Genomic DNA, 15,972 nt, shown 5'->3' with positions numbered 1-15,972 from the left:
TCTTCGAGGCTACCGGGGATCCATGACGCGAGCAAGGCCCAGAACGGGACAAAACCCCAGGCGAGCGACATCAGCGAGGAGCAGACGCATGGGAAAGCACACCACGGACGAGGTCTATGACCGGCTGGCCGAAGTTAAGCAGCAACTCGAGAACAATTCCAGGTCCGAGGTCACGACCGGCCACTTCGACTCGAAGATCGCCGACCTGAAGGCGGCGATCGAGAAGGGCGGGAAAACCGCCGAGGAGAAGAATCCGAGCGGCTTGGACCTCATCAAGGAAATGCCGCTCGTCAAGGAGGCACTGGCCCTCTTCAAGCAAGTCATGGATGTTTTTCATGGTAAAGACCTCGTGGCGCAGATCGTCCTGGGAGCCGGTGTTGTCACCGGGGCCGTCGCTCTCCTCGGCAAGGTCCGCACGTTGATCACCGGCCTCTTCGACAAGGTCAAAGGTGTCTTGGCGGCGATCAAGAACCTGACACTGGACATCACGGGCCGCTTCCCGAACGGCCGCCGGTACATCGGACGCGACGACGACGGACGGCTGGGGCTCCGGCCGGAACGCACCTCCGGGGAGATGCGGCAGGCGCAGCGCGAGGGCAGCCGACAGTTCCGTCAGCGGAGACGGCAGCCCGGCGGCGGTGCCTCGGGGCTGCCCCCGGCCGGCGACGCGCACGCACTCGCACAGGCGATGAGCAGGGTCAACAGCGGAATCGAGGCCTTCGACAGGCTCAAGGCGAAACTCCCCTCCGCGGCCAGGATGAAGCGGACGGCCGGCGCGACGAACCGATTGAGCGACGCTCTGGAGAAGGTAACCGAGCGACTGCACCCTGCGGATCTCGACGGTCTGACCGAAGCAACGGACAGGCTCAACCAGAAAATGTCCGCCTTCAATCACGAAAATCTCCCGAAGCCCACAGTGCTGCGGGATATCTCCAAGGCCGCCAAGGAGCTTCATGACAACGCCGACAACGTCAAGGTGATGTTCCAGAACCTCGCCACCGCGTCCACCCGCGCCGCCGACTCCATCGGCGCCTGACCTCGCACTCCTCGAAGGAGGTGTCCCATGAGTCTCGTCAGTTCCCTGAAAAAGGCGTCCGGTTCCCTGGAGGAATTCAAGTCCAAGGCTTCCGGTGCCGGTGCCGCGACCAAGGGGATCGGCAGTGACAGCCAGAAGAGTGCCGGTCAGCTGAAGGCGCTGAAGACGGCCGCCGACGGGTCCGGGAAGGAGTTGAAGGATCTCAAGACCGCTTCGGACCAGGCCGAGAAGTCACTCGGCAAGGCCGGCAAGACCGGTACCAGTGCCGGGAAGAACCTCGGGAAGTACGAGTCCGGGGCGAGCAAGGCGGCCAAGGGCCAGGACAAGATGAACAAGTCGATGAAGGGAAACTTCTTCGGCCTGCTCATGCAGTTGCTCCAGCCGCTCATCGACAAGGTCATCGACATGGTGACCAACTCGAAGACCATGCAGAAGGTCCTCAAACAGGCCTTCGAGGTCATCAAGACCGTGATCAGCAACGTCATGAAGGCCATCGAGCCGATCATGAAGAACGCCGGCAAACTGATCAAGTCGGTCTGGAGCGGCATCAAGACGGCGATCACCAACGTCGTGAAGGCCGTCGCCACCGTCATCCGCACCTACGTCACCATGTGGAAGACGATCATCAGCGGCGCCCTCAGCGCGATCCGCTCGGTCGTCTCCGGGGCGTGGAAGGGCATCAAGAACGTCATCTCTCCTGTCGTCAGCTGGATCAGGTCCGCGATCCCCAGCGCCTTCCAGGCCGTCAAGGACCGGCTGTCCAGCGTCTGGGGCGGTCTCAAGGGCATCGCGAGCCGCGCCTTCGACGGCATCAAGGGCGCGGTCCGCGGCCCGATCAACGCGGTCATCGGGATCATCAACTCCGCGATCGGCGCCCTCAACGGCATCCACGTCTCCATCCCGGGCTGGGTCCCGATGGTCGGCGGCAAGACCTTCGGCGTCAGCCTGCCGAGGATCCCGGCGCTGGCGACCGGCGGTGTCGTCATGCCCCGCTCCGGCGGTGTCCCGGCGCTCCTCGCGGAGGCGGGTGAGGCGGAGGCCGTCCTGCCGCTCAGCAAGCTCGACCGGCTGCTGAAGCGGGCGGCCGCACGGGGCACCGTGAACGGCACCGCCGCCACTGGCGGTGCGCTGCACATCGAGCACTACTACGCGGCCGAGACCAGCAGCCCGCAGCGCACCGCCGACGCGCTGATGTTCCTGGCGAAGGCACGCGGATGAGCAGCGCGGTCGTACGCAACCCGTTCAAGGGGGCCGTACCCGTCCTGCGTTCGTTCCGGACCAAGGTGGAGCAGACCCAGCAGGGCCTGCGGTCCTTTTCCGACCGCGTCAGCGGCACCTCCGACGGCCTCGACCGCGTCCAGACCCCCGCAGGCCAGGGCGCCACCGCGGTCCAGAAGATCAAGACGAACGCCGACACCGCCGCCCGTTCCGTCGCCAGCGCCGGGCAGACCGCCACCGGCTCCGCCCCGGGCATCGAGTCCGCCGGCAGCAGGGTCAAGAGCGCCGGCAAGTCCCTCGGCAAGCTCAAGGCCGGGCTCGGCGGTGTCTTCGCCCTCGTCGGCGCGCTCATCTCCGCCTCCGGTGTCCTCGGCGGTCTCCTCGGCACCTTCGGCACCGCCATGACCATCGGCTCCGGCGTGATGATCGTCGTCAACGCCCTGACCCGCGCCAACCCGATCGGCTTCGTCACCGGTCTGCTCCTCCCGGTGGCCGGCTGGCTGCTGGACATCGCGCTCAACTCCGAGACCGGGCAACGGCTGACGGACCAGCTCGCCAAGCTGATCCTCCAGTACGTCCAGGGCTACCTGACCATCCTCACCCCGATCATCAAGGTCATCGCGAGCGCGGTGAACACGTACGTCACCGGCTACCTCACCCTCATCACCGGCGTCCTCACCGCCCTCGGCACCCTCATCGGCACCGGCTTCGCCGTCCTCAAGGCGCTCACCACCGGCGACACCCGGGCGCTCAGCGGCAAGGTGTCGGCGGTCTGGAACGGGTTCAAGGGTGCCGTGAAGCCCGTGCTGGACTGGATCACGAGGGACATCCCCCGCGGCTTCACCCGGATCAAGGACGCCACCTCCCGCACCCTCACCGCGATGGGGCAGTTCGTCACCACCGGTGCGCAGACCGTCGCCGGGGTGATCAAGGGCCCGATCCAGGGGCTCATCGCCTTCGCCAACTGGGTGATCGACGGGCTGAACAAGCTCAGCTTCAGCTTCTTCGGCAAGAAGTTCGGCGTGCATCTCGGCAAGATCCCGATGCTGGCGGAGGGCGGGATCGCCGTCCCCGGCGCGGCCCGGACGGGCAGGGTGCTCCCCCTCACCGCCCTCGCCCGCAGACGGCGCGGCACAGCGGCCCGCAACCCGCACCGCATCGAGGAGTTCCACGAGAGCCACGGCGCCGGCGCCCACGCCACCGCGACCGACCTGCTCTTCCTGGCCTCCGCACACGCCTGCGCATGACAGCACCGACGACAGTGAGGTGAAGGCCGATGGCCGACCTGACCACAACCGCATACACCGACGACGTTCCCCCCGGCTCACTCATCACCCGCGACGGGCAGATGCAGTGGGCCGGACTGCTGCTGGGCCCCGGTACGCCGTACGAGATCGGCAGTGACGGGCTCACCGGCTGGGAGGACCTCCCGGACTACGACACCACCGACGCCGACCACCCCACCGCGCACGGCGCCTGGCCGGGCGCGCGGTACGCCAAGCCCCGCAGGGTCGGCGGCACGGTGTGGACCGTACCGCCGTCCGACGACACCGCCTCCTACCTCTCCGCGACGCGCGCCCTGCGCCAGGCCCTGCTCCTCGGTGACCAGGAGCGCTGGCTCGCGGTGCGGCTGCACGGCGAGACCCTGGCCGTCCGGGCCCGGGTCAGCCAGCGGGTGCTCGCCACCGACCGGACGTACACCACCCAGGGCGTCGCCAGGGCGTCCGTGCAGTGGTACGCCACCGACCCGCGCCGCTACGCCGTCGACGAGCAGGCGGCCGTGACCGGCGCACCGCAGCCGGAGAGCGGACTGACGTGGCCGCTGACCTGGCCGTTGTACTGGGGGCAGGCGGACTCGACCGGTGACGTCAACGCCGACAACACCGGCTCGGCCCCCACCCATCCGGTCCTCACCTTCACCGGGCCCTGCGCCAACCCGACCGTCACCGACCGGACTTCGGGGCGCAGGCTGCGCTACGAGATCGAACTCGCGGCCGGTGACGAGCTGGTCGTCGACACCGCGGAGGGCACCGTCACCCTCAACGCCACCGCCTCGCGCCGCCACACCGCCGCCGCAGACAGCAGCCCCGAGGAACTGTTCGCCTTCGAACCGGGCCAGGCCCAGCTGGCGTTCCGCCCCGACACCTACGACACCGGCGCCCAACTCGCCGTCCGCTGGCGCTCGGCGGAGTGGTGACCGACCCCCGCGCCCGAGCCACGAGATCACAGGAGACCCGCATATGAACCTGCGCAGCTCATGGGTGGCCGAGACCGGCCAGACTCGCGAGGACACCCGGCTGACCCAGCTGGGCGCGACCACCCCGGTCAACCCGCTCCAAGTCCGCTCCGGCATCCTGCCGGGGTCCTACGACGGCCTCTACCGGATGTCCGGCTTCTGGATGGAGGGCACCTCGGGGGCCATGAAGGCCACCGTCCACGAGGGCCGGGCGGTCATCGCGGCCGGCGCCACCCAGGGCGCCTACCCGGTCACCCTGCCGGAGCCCGCGAGCCTCACCTTCGCCGACGGCGACGCCGCCAACCCGCGCATCGACCTCGTCGTGGTGCGGATCTACGACTCGCTGTACGACAACTCCGGGCAGACCAAGCCAGCCCTGGAGATCGTCCAGGGCACCCCGGCCGCCACCCCGGTCGCGCCCGCCACCCCGGCCATCGCGCTGCCGATCTACCAGGTCAGGGTCCCCGCCGGGGCCAGCGCCGGCAAGGGCGGCCTCGACTGGGCCGGCGTCCTCACCGACCTGCGCACCCCCACCGTGGCGGTCGGCGGCATCCTGCCGGTGTACGGGGAGACCGGCAACGGCGCCTACCCGGGCCAGTACCGCGACTCCGGCGGCGCGCTGCAGCGCTGGGACGGCTCGGCGTGGGTGTCGTACCCGAGCGCGCTGGGCGGCATCGCCCCGGCCGGCACGGTCACCACCGCCAGCTACACAGGCCAGTACCGGGACTCGTCCGGCGGGCTGCTGCAGCGCTGGAACGGCTCGGCGTGGGTGTCGTACCAGCCGGTGCCGAGCTGGACCGACTACACGCCGGTCTGGGCCGCCGAGTCCGGTACCGCGCCGACGATCGGCAACGGCACGCTCGCCGGGTCGTACGTGAAGACCGGCACGGTCGTGCACGTCCGGATCTATCTGAAGATCGGGTCGACGACCAACCTCTCCGCCCAGGCCACCGACGGCAACTGGACGTTCTCGCTGCCGGCCGCGCCGGTCTCCACCGCGTGGAAGCTGGACGGGCGGGTGCTGAGCGCGGAGGCGTTCGACTCCTCAGCCATGCTGTTCTACCAGGGCACCGGCCTGCTCGCGACGACGAGCGGCGGCATCGTCCGCTCCCTGCGCGACACCCTCGGGTTCAGCACCGGTCTCTGGGACAAGTCCCTGCCCTTCGTCTGGGCCTCCGGTGACGTGCTGTCCATCCACGGCACCTACGAATCCGCTTCCTGACCACGGGGGTCGCCTTCATGACCGTACGCACCGCATGGCTGTCCCCCGACGGCCAGAGCCGGGAGGACACCCGGACCAACCAGATCGGCGCGCTCACCCCGGTCACCGACAGCAAGGGCCGCTCCGGAGTCCTGCCGGGCTCCGAGGGCGGCCTGTACCGGGTGACCGGGCTGTGGCTGGCCGGCACCGACGGCACGCTGAACGCCCATGTCACGCCGGGGCGGGCCGTCATCCAGTCCACCGTCGACCGGGGCGCCTACCCGGTCGCCGTCACCGAACAGGTCGACCTCGTCTTCGCCGCGGGCGACGCCCAGTACGGGCGGATCGACCTGGTCGTGCTGCGCGTGTACGACGACACGTACGACGGCTCCGGCCGCACCGAGGCCGCCGTCGAGATCGTCCGGGGCACCCCGGCCACCAGCCCGGTCGCGCCCACCGCGCCGGACGTCTGCCTGGTGCTGTTCAGCGTGGCCGTCCCGGCGAACGCGGGCGGCCTGACCTGGTCCGGCGCCAGCACCGATCTGCGGCCGACCACCGTCGCCCTCGGCGGCATCCTGCCGACCCGCTCCGACGACACGGCGGCGGGCGGTTACCCCGGTCACTACCGGGACATCAACAGCACCCTGCAACGCTGGGACGGCTCGGCCTGGGTGCCGTACCCGAAGGGCCTCGGCGGCATCGCCCCGGCCGGCACGGTCACCACCGCGAGCTACACCGGGCAGTACCGGGAGTCGTCGGACGGCGTGCTCCAGCGCTGGGACGGCTCGGCCTGGGTGCCGTATGCCAAGGCGACCGGCGGGATCGCCCCGGCCGGCGCGGTCACGACGGGGAGCTACACGGGGCAGTACCGGGACAACTCGGGCGGCGTGCTCCAGCGCTGGAACGGCAGCGCCTGGCTGCCCGCCGTCGCGCCGCCTGCCTTCGTCTCGTCCCTGGACGCGGGCACCACCGCGTCGACGACGTACACGGCGGCGCTCACGGGCTCCGCGGTGACCGCGCTCGCCGTGACCTTCACCGTCCCGTCCACCGGCGCGGTGCTGGTCTCCGTCGGCGCGCGGCTGCGCACCGCGAGCTCCACGACCACCACCGCGTTCGTCGCCCCGCAGATCGCCCAGGGCAGCACGGTCGTCCTCGCCGGCAACGACGAGTACGCCGCCTGCTACGGCGGGACGATCGCCGGTTCCGTCTCCACCGTGTTCCGCTACCTGCTGACCCCCGGCACGGCCTACACGGTGACCGCCCTCTACCGCTCCAGCGACTCGGCCGTCACCTGCACCTTCGACAACATCTTCGTGCGCGTCGACCCGGCCGGCTGACCTTTCCTCCCCCGCACAGGAGTTCACCATGCCCGTACGCTCCGGCTGGCTGTCCCCGGACAGCCAGACCCGTGAGGACACCCGGCTCGTCTCATTCGGCGCCCTCACCCCGACCTCCACCGTGGCCACCCGCTCCGGCATCCTGCCGGGCTCGCCCGACGGCCAGTGGCGGATCTCCGGATTCACCCTCACCGGTGCCGCCGGCACCATGACCGCCACCGTCAGCCCCGGCCGGGCCGTCGTCCAGGGCACCGACGCCCAGGGCGCCTACCCGGTCGCACTGACCGAGTACCTGCCCCTCACCTTCGCCGCCGGCGACGCCCAGTACGGCAGGGTCGACCTGGTCGTGCTGCGCGTCTACGACGACACCTACGACGGCTCCGGCCGCGCCGAGGCCGCCGTCGAGATCGTCCAGGGCACCCCCGCCGCCACGGCGGTCGTCCCCGCGGCACCGGCCCTGGCGATCCCGCTGTACCAGGTCACCGTGCCCAAGGGCGCGAGCGCCGGCCCCACCGCCATCGACTGGAGCGCCGGGATCACCGGCGTGCGGACCGCCACCGTCGGCCTCGGCGGCATCCTCCCGGTCACCAGCGACACCAGCAACGGCGCCTACCCGGGCCAGTACCGGGACGCCGGCGGAGTGCTCCAGCGCTGGTCCGGCACCGCCTGGGCCGACTACCAGCCACCCCTCGTGGTGGAGACCACCACGACCGGCGCCACCGCAACCGGCAGCTGGACCCTGGCGTCCTTCGCCGCCCGGCGCACGCGTGGGGTCTGCTCGTTCACCCTCTCCTTCAGCCGCACGACGAGCAGCCTCACCGCGACCGCGGCCGGCACCACCAACCCGGGCAACGTCGCCGACGAACTGATGGGCACGCTGCCCTCCGGCTGGCGGCCGGCGGTCGACAGCTACGCCGTCGTCACCGACGGATACGCGAGCGGTGCGGCCCGGATCGCCACCGACGGCTCCGTCTACCTCATCGCCTGGGCGACCAGCGGCGTGATCCAGGTCGGCAACAACGTGCGCGTCTCCACGTGCTTCGTGCTCTGACCACCGCCCGGCCAAGGAGCTGACAGCCCATGACCACGGACACGCCCTACCGGGCGATCTTCTGCGACCTGCGCACCGACCACACCATCGACATCCTGCCGCTGCGCGACGTCACCGTCGACGACTACATCGGCAAGGCCGGCTCGCTCTCCGGCACCGTCCCCGTCCCGAACGCGGAGATGGCCGCCCGCGTCCGCCGTATCGAGGAGGGCCGCACCTCGGTCTACCTCCAGCGCGGCACCGACCTGTGGTGGGGCGGGATCATCTGGACCAGCACCCTGCAGAGCGACGAGCAGGGCATCCTCACGCTCGGCATCCAGGCGGCGACCTTCGACTCGTACGCGGGGCGGCGGATGATCCGGCCCACGTACAAGGCCAACGGCATCCTCCCCTTCCCCGACATGGACCAGCTGGCCATCGCCCAGGGCCTGTGGACCGACATGCAGACCGCGCTGGACGGCGGGAACATCCTCGTCGACGTCGGCACCGAGATCTCCGGCGTTCGCCGCACGGTCAGCTACCAGGACGGCGACGAGACCTCCTACCAGGACGCCCTCGACTCGCTGGCCGCCCTGGAGGACGGCTTCGAGTACCACATCACCGTCTACACCGACCCGGTCTCGGGGCGCCGGCTGCGCCGCCTGGTACTGGGCCACCCGAGGATCGAGACCGGCTCCACCCCCCTGGTCCTGGACCGGCCCGGCACGATCCTGTCGTACTCCTTCCCGCGCGACGCCACCCGCGGCGGCACCACCGCCCGGGCCCGGGGCGCCTCCATCAACACCGACCAGTCCGTCGAGTCCCGGCCGCTGGCCTCCGATGTCGCGGTCGCCCAGCAACTGATCAACGGAGCGGGCTACCCGCGCATCGACCTGACCTCCGACCACAACGACATCACCGACCGGAACACCCTGAACGCCCTCGCCCGCACCGAACTGGCCGCGGCCACCGGCGCGGTGGTGATCCCCGAGATCAGCATCCGGCTCGACGACCTGGTGCCGACCGCGCTGCTCGGCCGTACCGCGCGCATCCGGATCACCGACGAGTGGTTCACCGAGGGCCTCGACGCCCGCTACCGGATCATCGGCGTCAAGGTCAGCCCGGCCCAGCGCGGCCGCCCCGACACCGCCGAGCTCTACCTGGAGGAGGCCGCCTGATGCCCCAGCTCCCCGAAGACATCATCGACCGGCTGACCCAGATGGAACGCCGCATCCAGCAGCTGTCCACGGCCGTCAACAGCCGGCCCGCGCTCAACACGGTCTCCGGCGGCGCCCTTTCGGTCGGGCCGGCCGACGGGTCGGCCATCTTCCGGGTCGGCAGGTGGAACGGCAGCGAGTACCAGATGGAACTCCGGCGCCAGACCGGCCACCGGGCCATCAGCATGTACAACGGCGACGGCACCGCCACCTCGGAACAGCCGCTGCGCATCTACGACTCCGCCGAACGCGAGATCTTCTCGGACGACATCGGTGCCGGCGGGATCGCCCGGCCCTGGCTGAACATGCTGCCGCCGCAGGACACGGCCGTGGCCCGCTGGCCGCAGACCACCGCGACCGGCAACTTCACGACGATCGCCATGTCGTACAACGTCGTCTGGCAGCCGAACATGCGGCTGCTGATCAACACCCGGGCCAGCTCCGGCGCCACCGGTCAGGTCAGGGTGCTGGTCAACAGCGCCCTGTGGGGCGGAGTCGCCGACACTCCCGCGGACTTCGACTACTCGGGCCCGATCAGCTCCGACTTCGCGTCCGCCTACAACACGCTGCTCAAGGTCGAGATCCAGGCCGTGGTCACCGGCACCACCGCCGGCACCGTCTACGCCAACCCCGTGCTCATGTACGGCCGCCAGACCTGAGCCTCCCCGGAAGAAAGGACGCTCTCCATGGACATCGACACCACCCAGCCCTGGGGCCTCGCCATCGACTTCGCCGGCCGGGCCACCATCACCGACTCCGGCCACACCGTCTACATCAAGGTCTCCGACACCAGCCTGAGCGACATCATCGGCCCGGACTCGATCACCGGCACCTACTCGCCCGTCAACATCACCGCCCAGCTCACCGAGTCCGGCACGAACAACTCGGTGCTGCGCGGCGTCGGCCGGATCACCGTCTCGCCGGCCGGCACCGACCCGGTGGTCCCCGACCAGACCGCGATCCAGCGCGCGGTGGCCGCGGCCCTCACCAACTTCGAGCAGAACACAGCGGCTTACAGCGCCCTGTGCACCAAGTGGACCCCCACCAGCACCGACCCGGACACCGAAGCCCCATAGGCGACACACCCGCCCTCTTTGGCGGCGCACCCGCCTTTTCGGCAGCGCAGCCGCCTTTTCGGCAGCGCACCCGCCCTCTATGGCGGCGCAGCCGCCTTTTGGGGGCGCGGGGAACTGCGCGACCAGCCCCCACCCACCCGCACCCCGAACACCACCCGAGCCGCCCACCCCGGCCCGGGTTTTTTCATGCCCACCAAGCCCAGAAGGACCCGCCCATGGCCACACCCCTCTCCGCAGACGCCCTCCTCACCGCCCTCCAAGCCGAAGGCGTCACCGTCGTCGAGCACGACGGCTGGCGCACCCACAACAGGGCCGGACACGGCGCCTGGGGCCCGGTGAACGGCGTGATCATCCATCACACCGTCACCTCCGGCACCACCACCTCCGTGAGCATGTGCTTCAACGGCCGCTCCGACCTGCCCGGCCCGCTCTGCCACGGCGTCATCGCCAAGGACGGCACGGTCCACCTCGTCGGCAACGGCCGCGCCAACCACGCCGGCAGCGGCGACGGCGACGTCCTGGCCGCCGTCGTCGCCGAGAGCGCCACCCTGCCGGCACCGAACCAGAACGACACCGACGGCAACGTCCACTTCTACGGCTTCGAGTGCGTCAACCTCGGCGACGGCAAGGACCCCTGGCCCGACGTCCAGCTGGACGCCATGGTCCGGGCGTCGGCCGCGCTGTGCCGGGCGCACGGCTGGACTGCGCGGTCGGTGATCGGCCACAAGGAGTGGACGAACACCAAGATCGACCCCAAGGGCTTCGCGATGGCCGACTTCCGGAGCCGGGTCGCCGCCCGGCTGCAGACGAAGACCTCGCCCGGTACGCCCGCCTACCAGCCCTTCCCCGGTGCCGCGTGGTTCAGGAAGAACCCGAAGTCGGCGATCGTCACCGCGATGGGCAGGCGGCTGGTCGCCAACGGCTGCTCCGCGTACGCCGACGGCCCCGGCCCGCAGTGGACCGACGCCGACCGGGCGTCGTACGCCGAGTGGCAGCGCAAGCTCGGCTACACCGGCTCGTCGGCCGACGGCTGGCCGGGAGCGAAGTCCTGGGCGGCGCTCAAGGTCCCCTACAGCTCCTGAACGCTGTTCGAAGAAACGAGGTTCACGATGTCCGAGGCCGCCAAGCACACCCTCCGTACCGTCGTACAGACCGCTGTCGGCCTGTGTGTCCTGCTGCCGGTGGTCGTCGACGCCGCCGGCATCCCGGACACCCTGCCCTGGGCCGCCGGCGCGCTCGCCGTCGCCGCCGCGGTCACCAGGGTGATGGCCGTGCCCGCCGTACAGGCGCTGCTGCCCTCGTGGCTGCGGACGGGAGGTGCCGATGACCGACGCTGATCCGAACGACCCGATCACCGTCGCCCTGGAACTGGAGCGGCTGCGCGGCACGCTGGAGGCCGGGTTCGCCCGGGTCGACGGCTCGCTCGCGCTTCTCGTCCAGCGCAGCGACCAGACCGACAGGCAGCTCGCCGACCACGAGCAGCGGCTGGACGCCCTGGAGCGGACGCGGTGGCCGCTGGCGAGCATCGGCGCGCTCGCCGCCGTGGCGACGGCGGTGGTGACGGCGCTCGAGATCACCGCGCGCTGACACAACGCCGAAGGGCGGCCACCCCGAACCGGGGTGACCGCCCTTCAGAACCAACTACTACTGGTTGTACGGACCGTAGTCGTAGTCCTCCAGCGGAACGGCCTGGCCGGAGCCGGTGCCGAACGGCGAGTAGTCGATGTCGTCGTAGCCGACGGCCGAGTACATCGCGGCCTTCGCCTCCTCGGTCGGCTCGACCCGGATGTTGCGGTAGCGGGACAGACCCGTACCGGCCGGGATGAGCTTACCGATGATGACGTTCTCCTTGAGGCCGATGAGGCTGTCGGACTTGGCGTTGATCGCCGCATCCGTCAGGACTCGGGTCGTCTCCTGGAAGGAGGCGGCCGACAGCCAGGACTCCGTCGCCAGCGAGGCCTTGGTGATACCCATGAGCTGCGGACGACCCGAAGCCGGGTGACCGCCCTCCTGGACCACGCGCCGGTTCTCGTGCTCGAACTTCGAGCGCTCGACCAGCTCGCCGGGCAGCAGCTCGGCGTCGCCGGACTCGATGATCGTCACGCGGCGCAGCATCTGCCGGATGATGATCTCGATGTGCTTGTCGTGGATCGACACACCCTGCGAGTTGTAGACCTTCTGGACCTCGCCGACCAGGTGGACCTGGACGGCACGCTGACCCAGGATGCGCAGCACGTCGTGCGGGTTGGTGGCACCCACGGTGAGCTTCTGGCCCACCTCGACGTGCTCGCCCTCGCTGACCAGGAGACGGGCGCGCTTCGAGATCGGGAACGCCGTCTCGTCGCTGCCGTCGTCCGGCGTGATGACGATCTTCTTGGTCTTCTCGGTCTCCTCGATCCGCACGCGGCCCTGGGCCTCGGAGATCGGGGCGACACCCTTCGGGGTACGGGCCTCGAAGAGCTCGACGACACGCGGCAGACCCTGGGTGATGTCGTCACCGGCCACACCACCGGTGTGGAAGGTACGCATCGTCAGCTGGGTACCGGGCTCACCGATGGACTGGGCGGCGATGATGCCGACCGCCTCACCGATGTCGACCAGCTTGCCGGTGGCCAGCGAACGGCCGTAGCACATGGCGCAGGTGCCGACGGCGGACTCACAGGTCAGGACCGAGCGGGTCTTGACCTCGGAGACGCCACGGGCCACGAGCTCCTCGATGAGGACGTCGCCGAGGTCGGTGTTGGCCGGGGCCAGCACCACGCCGTCCACGACGATGTCCTCGGCCAGCGCACGGGCGTACACGCTGGTCTCGACGTTCTCCGCCTTGCGCAGCACGCCGTCCGCGCCGACCTCCGCGATGTGCAGCTTGAGGCCGCGCTCGGTGCCGCAGTCCTCCTCGCGGATGATGACGTCCTGCGAGACGTCCACCAGACGACGGGTCAGGTAACCCGAGTCGGCGGTACGCAGGGCGGTGTCGGCGAGACCCTTACGGGCACCGTGCGTGGAGATGAAGTACTCGAGGACGGAGAGGCCCTCGCGGAAGGACGCCTTGATCGGACGCGGGATGGTCTCGTTCTTCGCGTTCGACACCAGACCACGCATACCGGCGATCTGCCGCATCTGCATCATGTTTCCTCGGGCACCCGAGTCAACCATCATGAAGATGGGGTTCGTCTTGGGGAAGTTCGCGTTCATCGCCTCGGCGACCTCGTTGGTCGCCTTGGTCCAGATCGCGATGAGCTCCTGCGTGCGCTCTTCCTTGGTGATCAGACCGCGCTCGTACTGCTTCTGGACCTTCTCGTCCTGCGCCTCGTACCCGCGAACGATCTCCTTCTTCGCCTCGGGAACGACGACGTCGGAGATGGCCACGGTGACGCCGGAACGGGTCGCCCAGTAGAAGCCGGCCGCCTTCAGGTTGTCGAGCGTCGCCGCCACGATGACCTTGGGGTAGCGCTCGGCCAGGTCGTTGACGATCTCGGAGAGCTGCTTCTTGCCCACCGAGTAGTCGACGAACGGGTAGTCCTCGGGCAGCAGCTCGTTGAAGAGCGCGCGGCCCAGGGTGGTGCGCAGCCGGAAGGTGTCACCGGTCTGGTACTCCGGCTCGCCCTCCTCGACGACCGGCGGGGTCCAGCCGCGCGGCGGGATGGTGCCCACCGGGAAGCGGATGTCGATCGGCGACTGGAGCGCGAGCTCACCGGCGTCGAACGCCATGATCGCCTCGGCCGTGGAGCCGAAGGACCGGCCCTCACCCTTGGTGTCACGCAGCTCGCCGTCGGTGGTGAGGAAGAACAGACCGAGGACCATGTCCTGGGTCGGCATCGTCACCGGACGGCCGTCGGCGGGCTTGAGGATGTTGTTCGAGGACAGCATCAGGATGCGGGCCTCGGCCTGCGCCTCCGCGGACAGCGGCAGGTGCACGGCCATCTGGTCACCGTCGAAGTCCGCGTTGAACGCGGTGCAGACGAGCGGGTGGATCTGGATGGCCTTGCCCTCGACCAGCTGCGGCTCGAAGGCCTGGATGCCGAGGCGGTGCAGGGTGGGCGCACGGTTCAGCAGCACCGGGTGCTCGGCGATGACCTCTTCGAGGACGTCGTACACGACGGTGCGGCCGCGCTCCACCATGCGCTTGGCGCTCTTGATGTTCTGCGCGTGGTTGAGGTCCACGAGCCGCTTCATCACGAACGGCTTGAAGAGCTCCAGCGCCATCGCCTTCGGCAGACCGCACTGGTGCAGCTTCAGCTGCGGACCGACGACGATCACGGAACGCGCGGAGTAGTCCACACGCTTGCCGAGCAGGTTCTGACGGAAACGACCCTGCTTGCCCTTCAGCATGTCGCTGAGGGACTTCAGCGGGCGGTTACCGGGACCGGTGACCGGGCGACCACGACGACCGTTGTCGAAGAGGGCGTCCACGGCCTCCTGGAGCATGCGCTTCTCGTTGTTGACGATGATCTCGGGCGCACCGAGGTCGAGAAGGCGCTTCAGGCGGTTGTTGCGGTTGATCACACGGCGGTACAGGTCGTTCAGGTCGGAGGTCGCGAAGCGGCCACCGTCCAGCTGCACCATCGGGCGAAGGTCCGGCGGGATGACCGGGACGCAGTCGAGCACCATGCCCTTGGGGCTGTTGCTGGTCTGCAGGAACGCGGAGACGACCTTCAGGCGCTTGAGCGCACGGGTCTTCTTCTGGCCCTTGCCGGTACGGATGATCTCGCGGAGCTTCTCGGCCTCCTCGTCGAGGTCGAAGGACTCCAGGCGCTTCTGCAGCGCCGCGGCACCCATCGAGCCGTCGAAGTACGTGCCGAAGCGGTCACGCAGCTCGCGGTAGAGGAGCTCGTCGCCCTCCAGGTCCTGGACCTTGAGGTTCTTGAAGCGGGTCCACACCTCGTCGAGGCGGTCGATCTCGCGCTGCGAACGGTCGCGCAGCTGCTTCATCTCGCGCTCGGCACCCTCGCGCACCTTGCGGCGCACGTCGGCCTTGGCGCCCTCGGCCTCCAGCTCGGCCAGGTCGCTTTCCAGCTTCTTGGCGCGGGCCTCCAGGTCGGCGTCCCGGCGGTTCTCGACCTGCTGGCGCTCCACGGAGACATGCGCCTCCAGGGAGGGCAGGTCGCGGGTACGACGCTCCTCGTCGACGAACGTGATCATGTACGCCGCGAAGTAGATGACCTTCTCGAGGTCCTTGGGAGCCAGGTCGAGCAGGTAGCCCAGCCGGCTCGGGACACCCTTGAAGTACCAGATGTGCGTGACGGGAGCGGCCAGCTCGATGTGGCCCATCCGCTCGCGGCGCACCTTGGCGCGGGTCACCTCGACGCCGCAGCGCTCACAGATGATGCCCTTGAAGCGGACGCGCTTGTACTTGCCGCAGTAGCACTCCCAGTCCCGGGTGGGGCCGAAGATCTTCTCGCAGAAGAGCCCGTCCTTTTCCGGCTTGAGGGTGCGGTAGTTGATGGTCTCGGGCTTCTTGACCTCGCCGTGGCTCCACTGACGGATGTCGTCAGCGGTGGCCAGGCCGATCCGGAGCTCGTCGAAGAAGTTGACGTCGAGCACTATGCGTCAATCCCTCTCAGGGTTGTGAGTCTTTGGTCTGAACGGGGGCCTGGGGGTCGGCGGGGGCCTCACACGGT

14 protein-coding genes are annotated in these 15,972 nt (G+C 69.5%); 13 read left to right on the top strand and 1 reads right to left on the bottom strand.

What is annotated here, in order from left to right; translation table 11 throughout:
* Positions 1 to 88: 88 nt before the first annotated feature.
* From KVT45_RS19485 to KVT45_RS19425, 13 genes are all read left to right on the top strand, one after another.
* The gene (locus tag KVT45_RS19485) at positions 89 to 1,036 is read left to right on the top strand and encodes a hypothetical protein (protein ID WP_217549138.1); all 948 of its coding nucleotides are present in this window, start codon (positions 89 to 91) and stop codon (positions 1,034 to 1,036) included.
* A 27-nt stretch (positions 1,037 to 1,063) separates the two neighbouring features.
* Positions 1,064 to 2,254 (top strand): phage tail protein, encoded by a 1,191-nt coding sequence (locus KVT45_RS19480; protein WP_217549136.1) that lies wholly within the window; start codon positions 1,064 to 1,066, stop codon positions 2,252 to 2,254.
* On the top strand, positions 2,251 to 3,501 hold the full coding sequence (locus tag KVT45_RS19475; protein ID WP_217549134.1) for a tape-measure protein: 1,251 nt from the start codon (positions 2,251 to 2,253) through the stop codon (positions 3,499 to 3,501). The genes KVT45_RS19480 and KVT45_RS19475 overlap by 4 nt, the downstream gene beginning before the upstream one ends.
* A gap of 29 nt (positions 3,502 to 3,530) precedes the next feature.
* Positions 3,531 to 4,451, top strand: a complete 921-nt coding sequence (locus KVT45_RS19470; protein WP_217549133.1) for a phage tail domain-containing protein — start codon at positions 3,531 to 3,533, stop codon at positions 4,449 to 4,451.
* 43 nt (positions 4,452 to 4,494) lie between these two features.
* Positions 4,495 to 5,712, top strand: a complete 1,218-nt coding sequence (locus KVT45_RS19465; protein ID WP_217549131.1) for a hypothetical protein — start codon at positions 4,495 to 4,497, stop codon at positions 5,710 to 5,712.
* Between the two features lie 17 nt (positions 5,713 to 5,729).
* On the top strand, positions 5,730 to 7,028 hold the full coding sequence (locus tag KVT45_RS19460) for a hypothetical protein (RefSeq protein ID WP_217549129.1): 1,299 nt from the start codon (positions 5,730 to 5,732) through the stop codon (positions 7,026 to 7,028).
* A gap of 28 nt (positions 7,029 to 7,056) precedes the next feature.
* Positions 7,057 to 8,079, top strand: coding sequence for a hypothetical protein (locus KVT45_RS19455; RefSeq protein ID WP_217549127.1), 1,023 nt, complete (start codon positions 7,057 to 7,059; stop codon positions 8,077 to 8,079).
* Between the two features lie 29 nt (positions 8,080 to 8,108).
* A complete protein-coding gene (locus KVT45_RS19450) occupies positions 8,109 to 9,236 on the top strand; it encodes a hypothetical protein (protein WP_217549125.1) in 1,128 nt (375 codons plus the stop codon).
* On the top strand, positions 9,236 to 9,934 hold the full coding sequence (locus KVT45_RS19445; RefSeq protein ID WP_217549123.1) for a hypothetical protein: 699 nt from the start codon (positions 9,236 to 9,238) through the stop codon (positions 9,932 to 9,934). Before KVT45_RS19450 ends, KVT45_RS19445 begins: the two co-directional genes overlap by 1 nt.
* Before the next feature lie 27 nt (positions 9,935 to 9,961).
* On the top strand, positions 9,962 to 10,351 hold the full coding sequence (locus KVT45_RS19440) for an ATP-binding protein (protein ID WP_217549122.1): 390 nt from the start codon (positions 9,962 to 9,964) through the stop codon (positions 10,349 to 10,351).
* A gap of 215 nt (positions 10,352 to 10,566) precedes the next feature.
* The gene (locus KVT45_RS19435) at positions 10,567 to 11,433 is read left to right on the top strand and encodes a peptidoglycan-binding protein (RefSeq protein WP_217549120.1); all 867 of its coding nucleotides are present in this window, start codon (positions 10,567 to 10,569) and stop codon (positions 11,431 to 11,433) included.
* 27 nt (positions 11,434 to 11,460) lie between these two features.
* Positions 11,461 to 11,688 carry a hypothetical protein gene (locus KVT45_RS19430; protein WP_217549118.1) on the top strand — a complete coding sequence of 76 codons (228 nt, stop codon included), beginning with the start codon at positions 11,461 to 11,463 and terminating at the stop codon, positions 11,686 to 11,688.
* Positions 11,675 to 11,938: a hypothetical protein gene (locus KVT45_RS19425; protein ID WP_217549116.1), complete on the top strand. Its 264-nt coding sequence runs from the start codon at positions 11,675 to 11,677 to the stop codon at positions 11,936 to 11,938. The genes KVT45_RS19430 and KVT45_RS19425 overlap by 14 nt, the downstream gene beginning before the upstream one ends.
* A gap of 57 nt (positions 11,939 to 11,995) precedes the next feature.
* Here the strand turns inward: KVT45_RS19425 and KVT45_RS19420 are convergent, their stop codons facing one another.
* Entirely contained in the window at positions 11,996 to 15,895 is a 3,900-nt protein-coding gene (locus KVT45_RS19420) for a DNA-directed RNA polymerase subunit beta' (RefSeq protein WP_217549114.1), read from the bottom strand.
* Between the last annotated feature and the right edge of the window lie 77 nt (positions 15,896 to 15,972).

Source organism: Streptomyces sp. GbtcB6, assembly GCF_019091475.1.
GTDB classification, from domain to species: domain Bacteria; phylum Actinomycetota; class Actinomycetes; order Streptomycetales; family Streptomycetaceae; genus Streptomyces; species Streptomyces hyaluromycini.
The sequence above is the reverse complement of the archived record's forward strand: the minus strand, read 5'-3'. Positions and strand labels throughout refer to the sequence as shown.

Coding starts and splice junctions, on each gene's coding strand:
- KVT45_RS19485 (WP_217549138.1), top strand. CDS start 89: ATGGGAAAGCACACCACGGACGAGGTCTATGACCGGCTGGCCGAAGTT.
- KVT45_RS19430 (WP_217549118.1), top strand. CDS start 11,461: ATGTCCGAGGCCGCCAAGCACACCCTCCGTACCGTCGTACAGACCGCT.
- KVT45_RS19445 (WP_217549123.1), top strand. CDS start 9,236: ATGCCCCAGCTCCCCGAAGACATCATCGACCGGCTGACCCAGATGGAA.
- KVT45_RS19425 (WP_217549116.1), top strand. CDS start 11,675: ATGACCGACGCTGATCCGAACGACCCGATCACCGTCGCCCTGGAACTG.
- KVT45_RS19440 (WP_217549122.1), top strand. CDS start 9,962: ATGGACATCGACACCACCCAGCCCTGGGGCCTCGCCATCGACTTCGCC.
- KVT45_RS19475 (WP_217549134.1), top strand. CDS start 2,251: ATGAGCAGCGCGGTCGTACGCAACCCGTTCAAGGGGGCCGTACCCGTC.
- KVT45_RS19455 (WP_217549127.1), top strand. CDS start 7,057: ATGCCCGTACGCTCCGGCTGGCTGTCCCCGGACAGCCAGACCCGTGAG.
- KVT45_RS19480 (WP_217549136.1), top strand. CDS start 1,064: ATGAGTCTCGTCAGTTCCCTGAAAAAGGCGTCCGGTTCCCTGGAGGAA.
- KVT45_RS19435 (WP_217549120.1), top strand. CDS start 10,567: ATGGCCACACCCCTCTCCGCAGACGCCCTCCTCACCGCCCTCCAAGCC.
- KVT45_RS19450 (WP_217549125.1), top strand. CDS start 8,109: ATGACCACGGACACGCCCTACCGGGCGATCTTCTGCGACCTGCGCACC.
- KVT45_RS19470 (WP_217549133.1), top strand. CDS start 3,531: ATGGCCGACCTGACCACAACCGCATACACCGACGACGTTCCCCCCGGC.
- KVT45_RS19460 (WP_217549129.1), top strand. CDS start 5,730: ATGACCGTACGCACCGCATGGCTGTCCCCCGACGGCCAGAGCCGGGAG.
- KVT45_RS19465 (WP_217549131.1), top strand. CDS start 4,495: ATGAACCTGCGCAGCTCATGGGTGGCCGAGACCGGCCAGACTCGCGAG.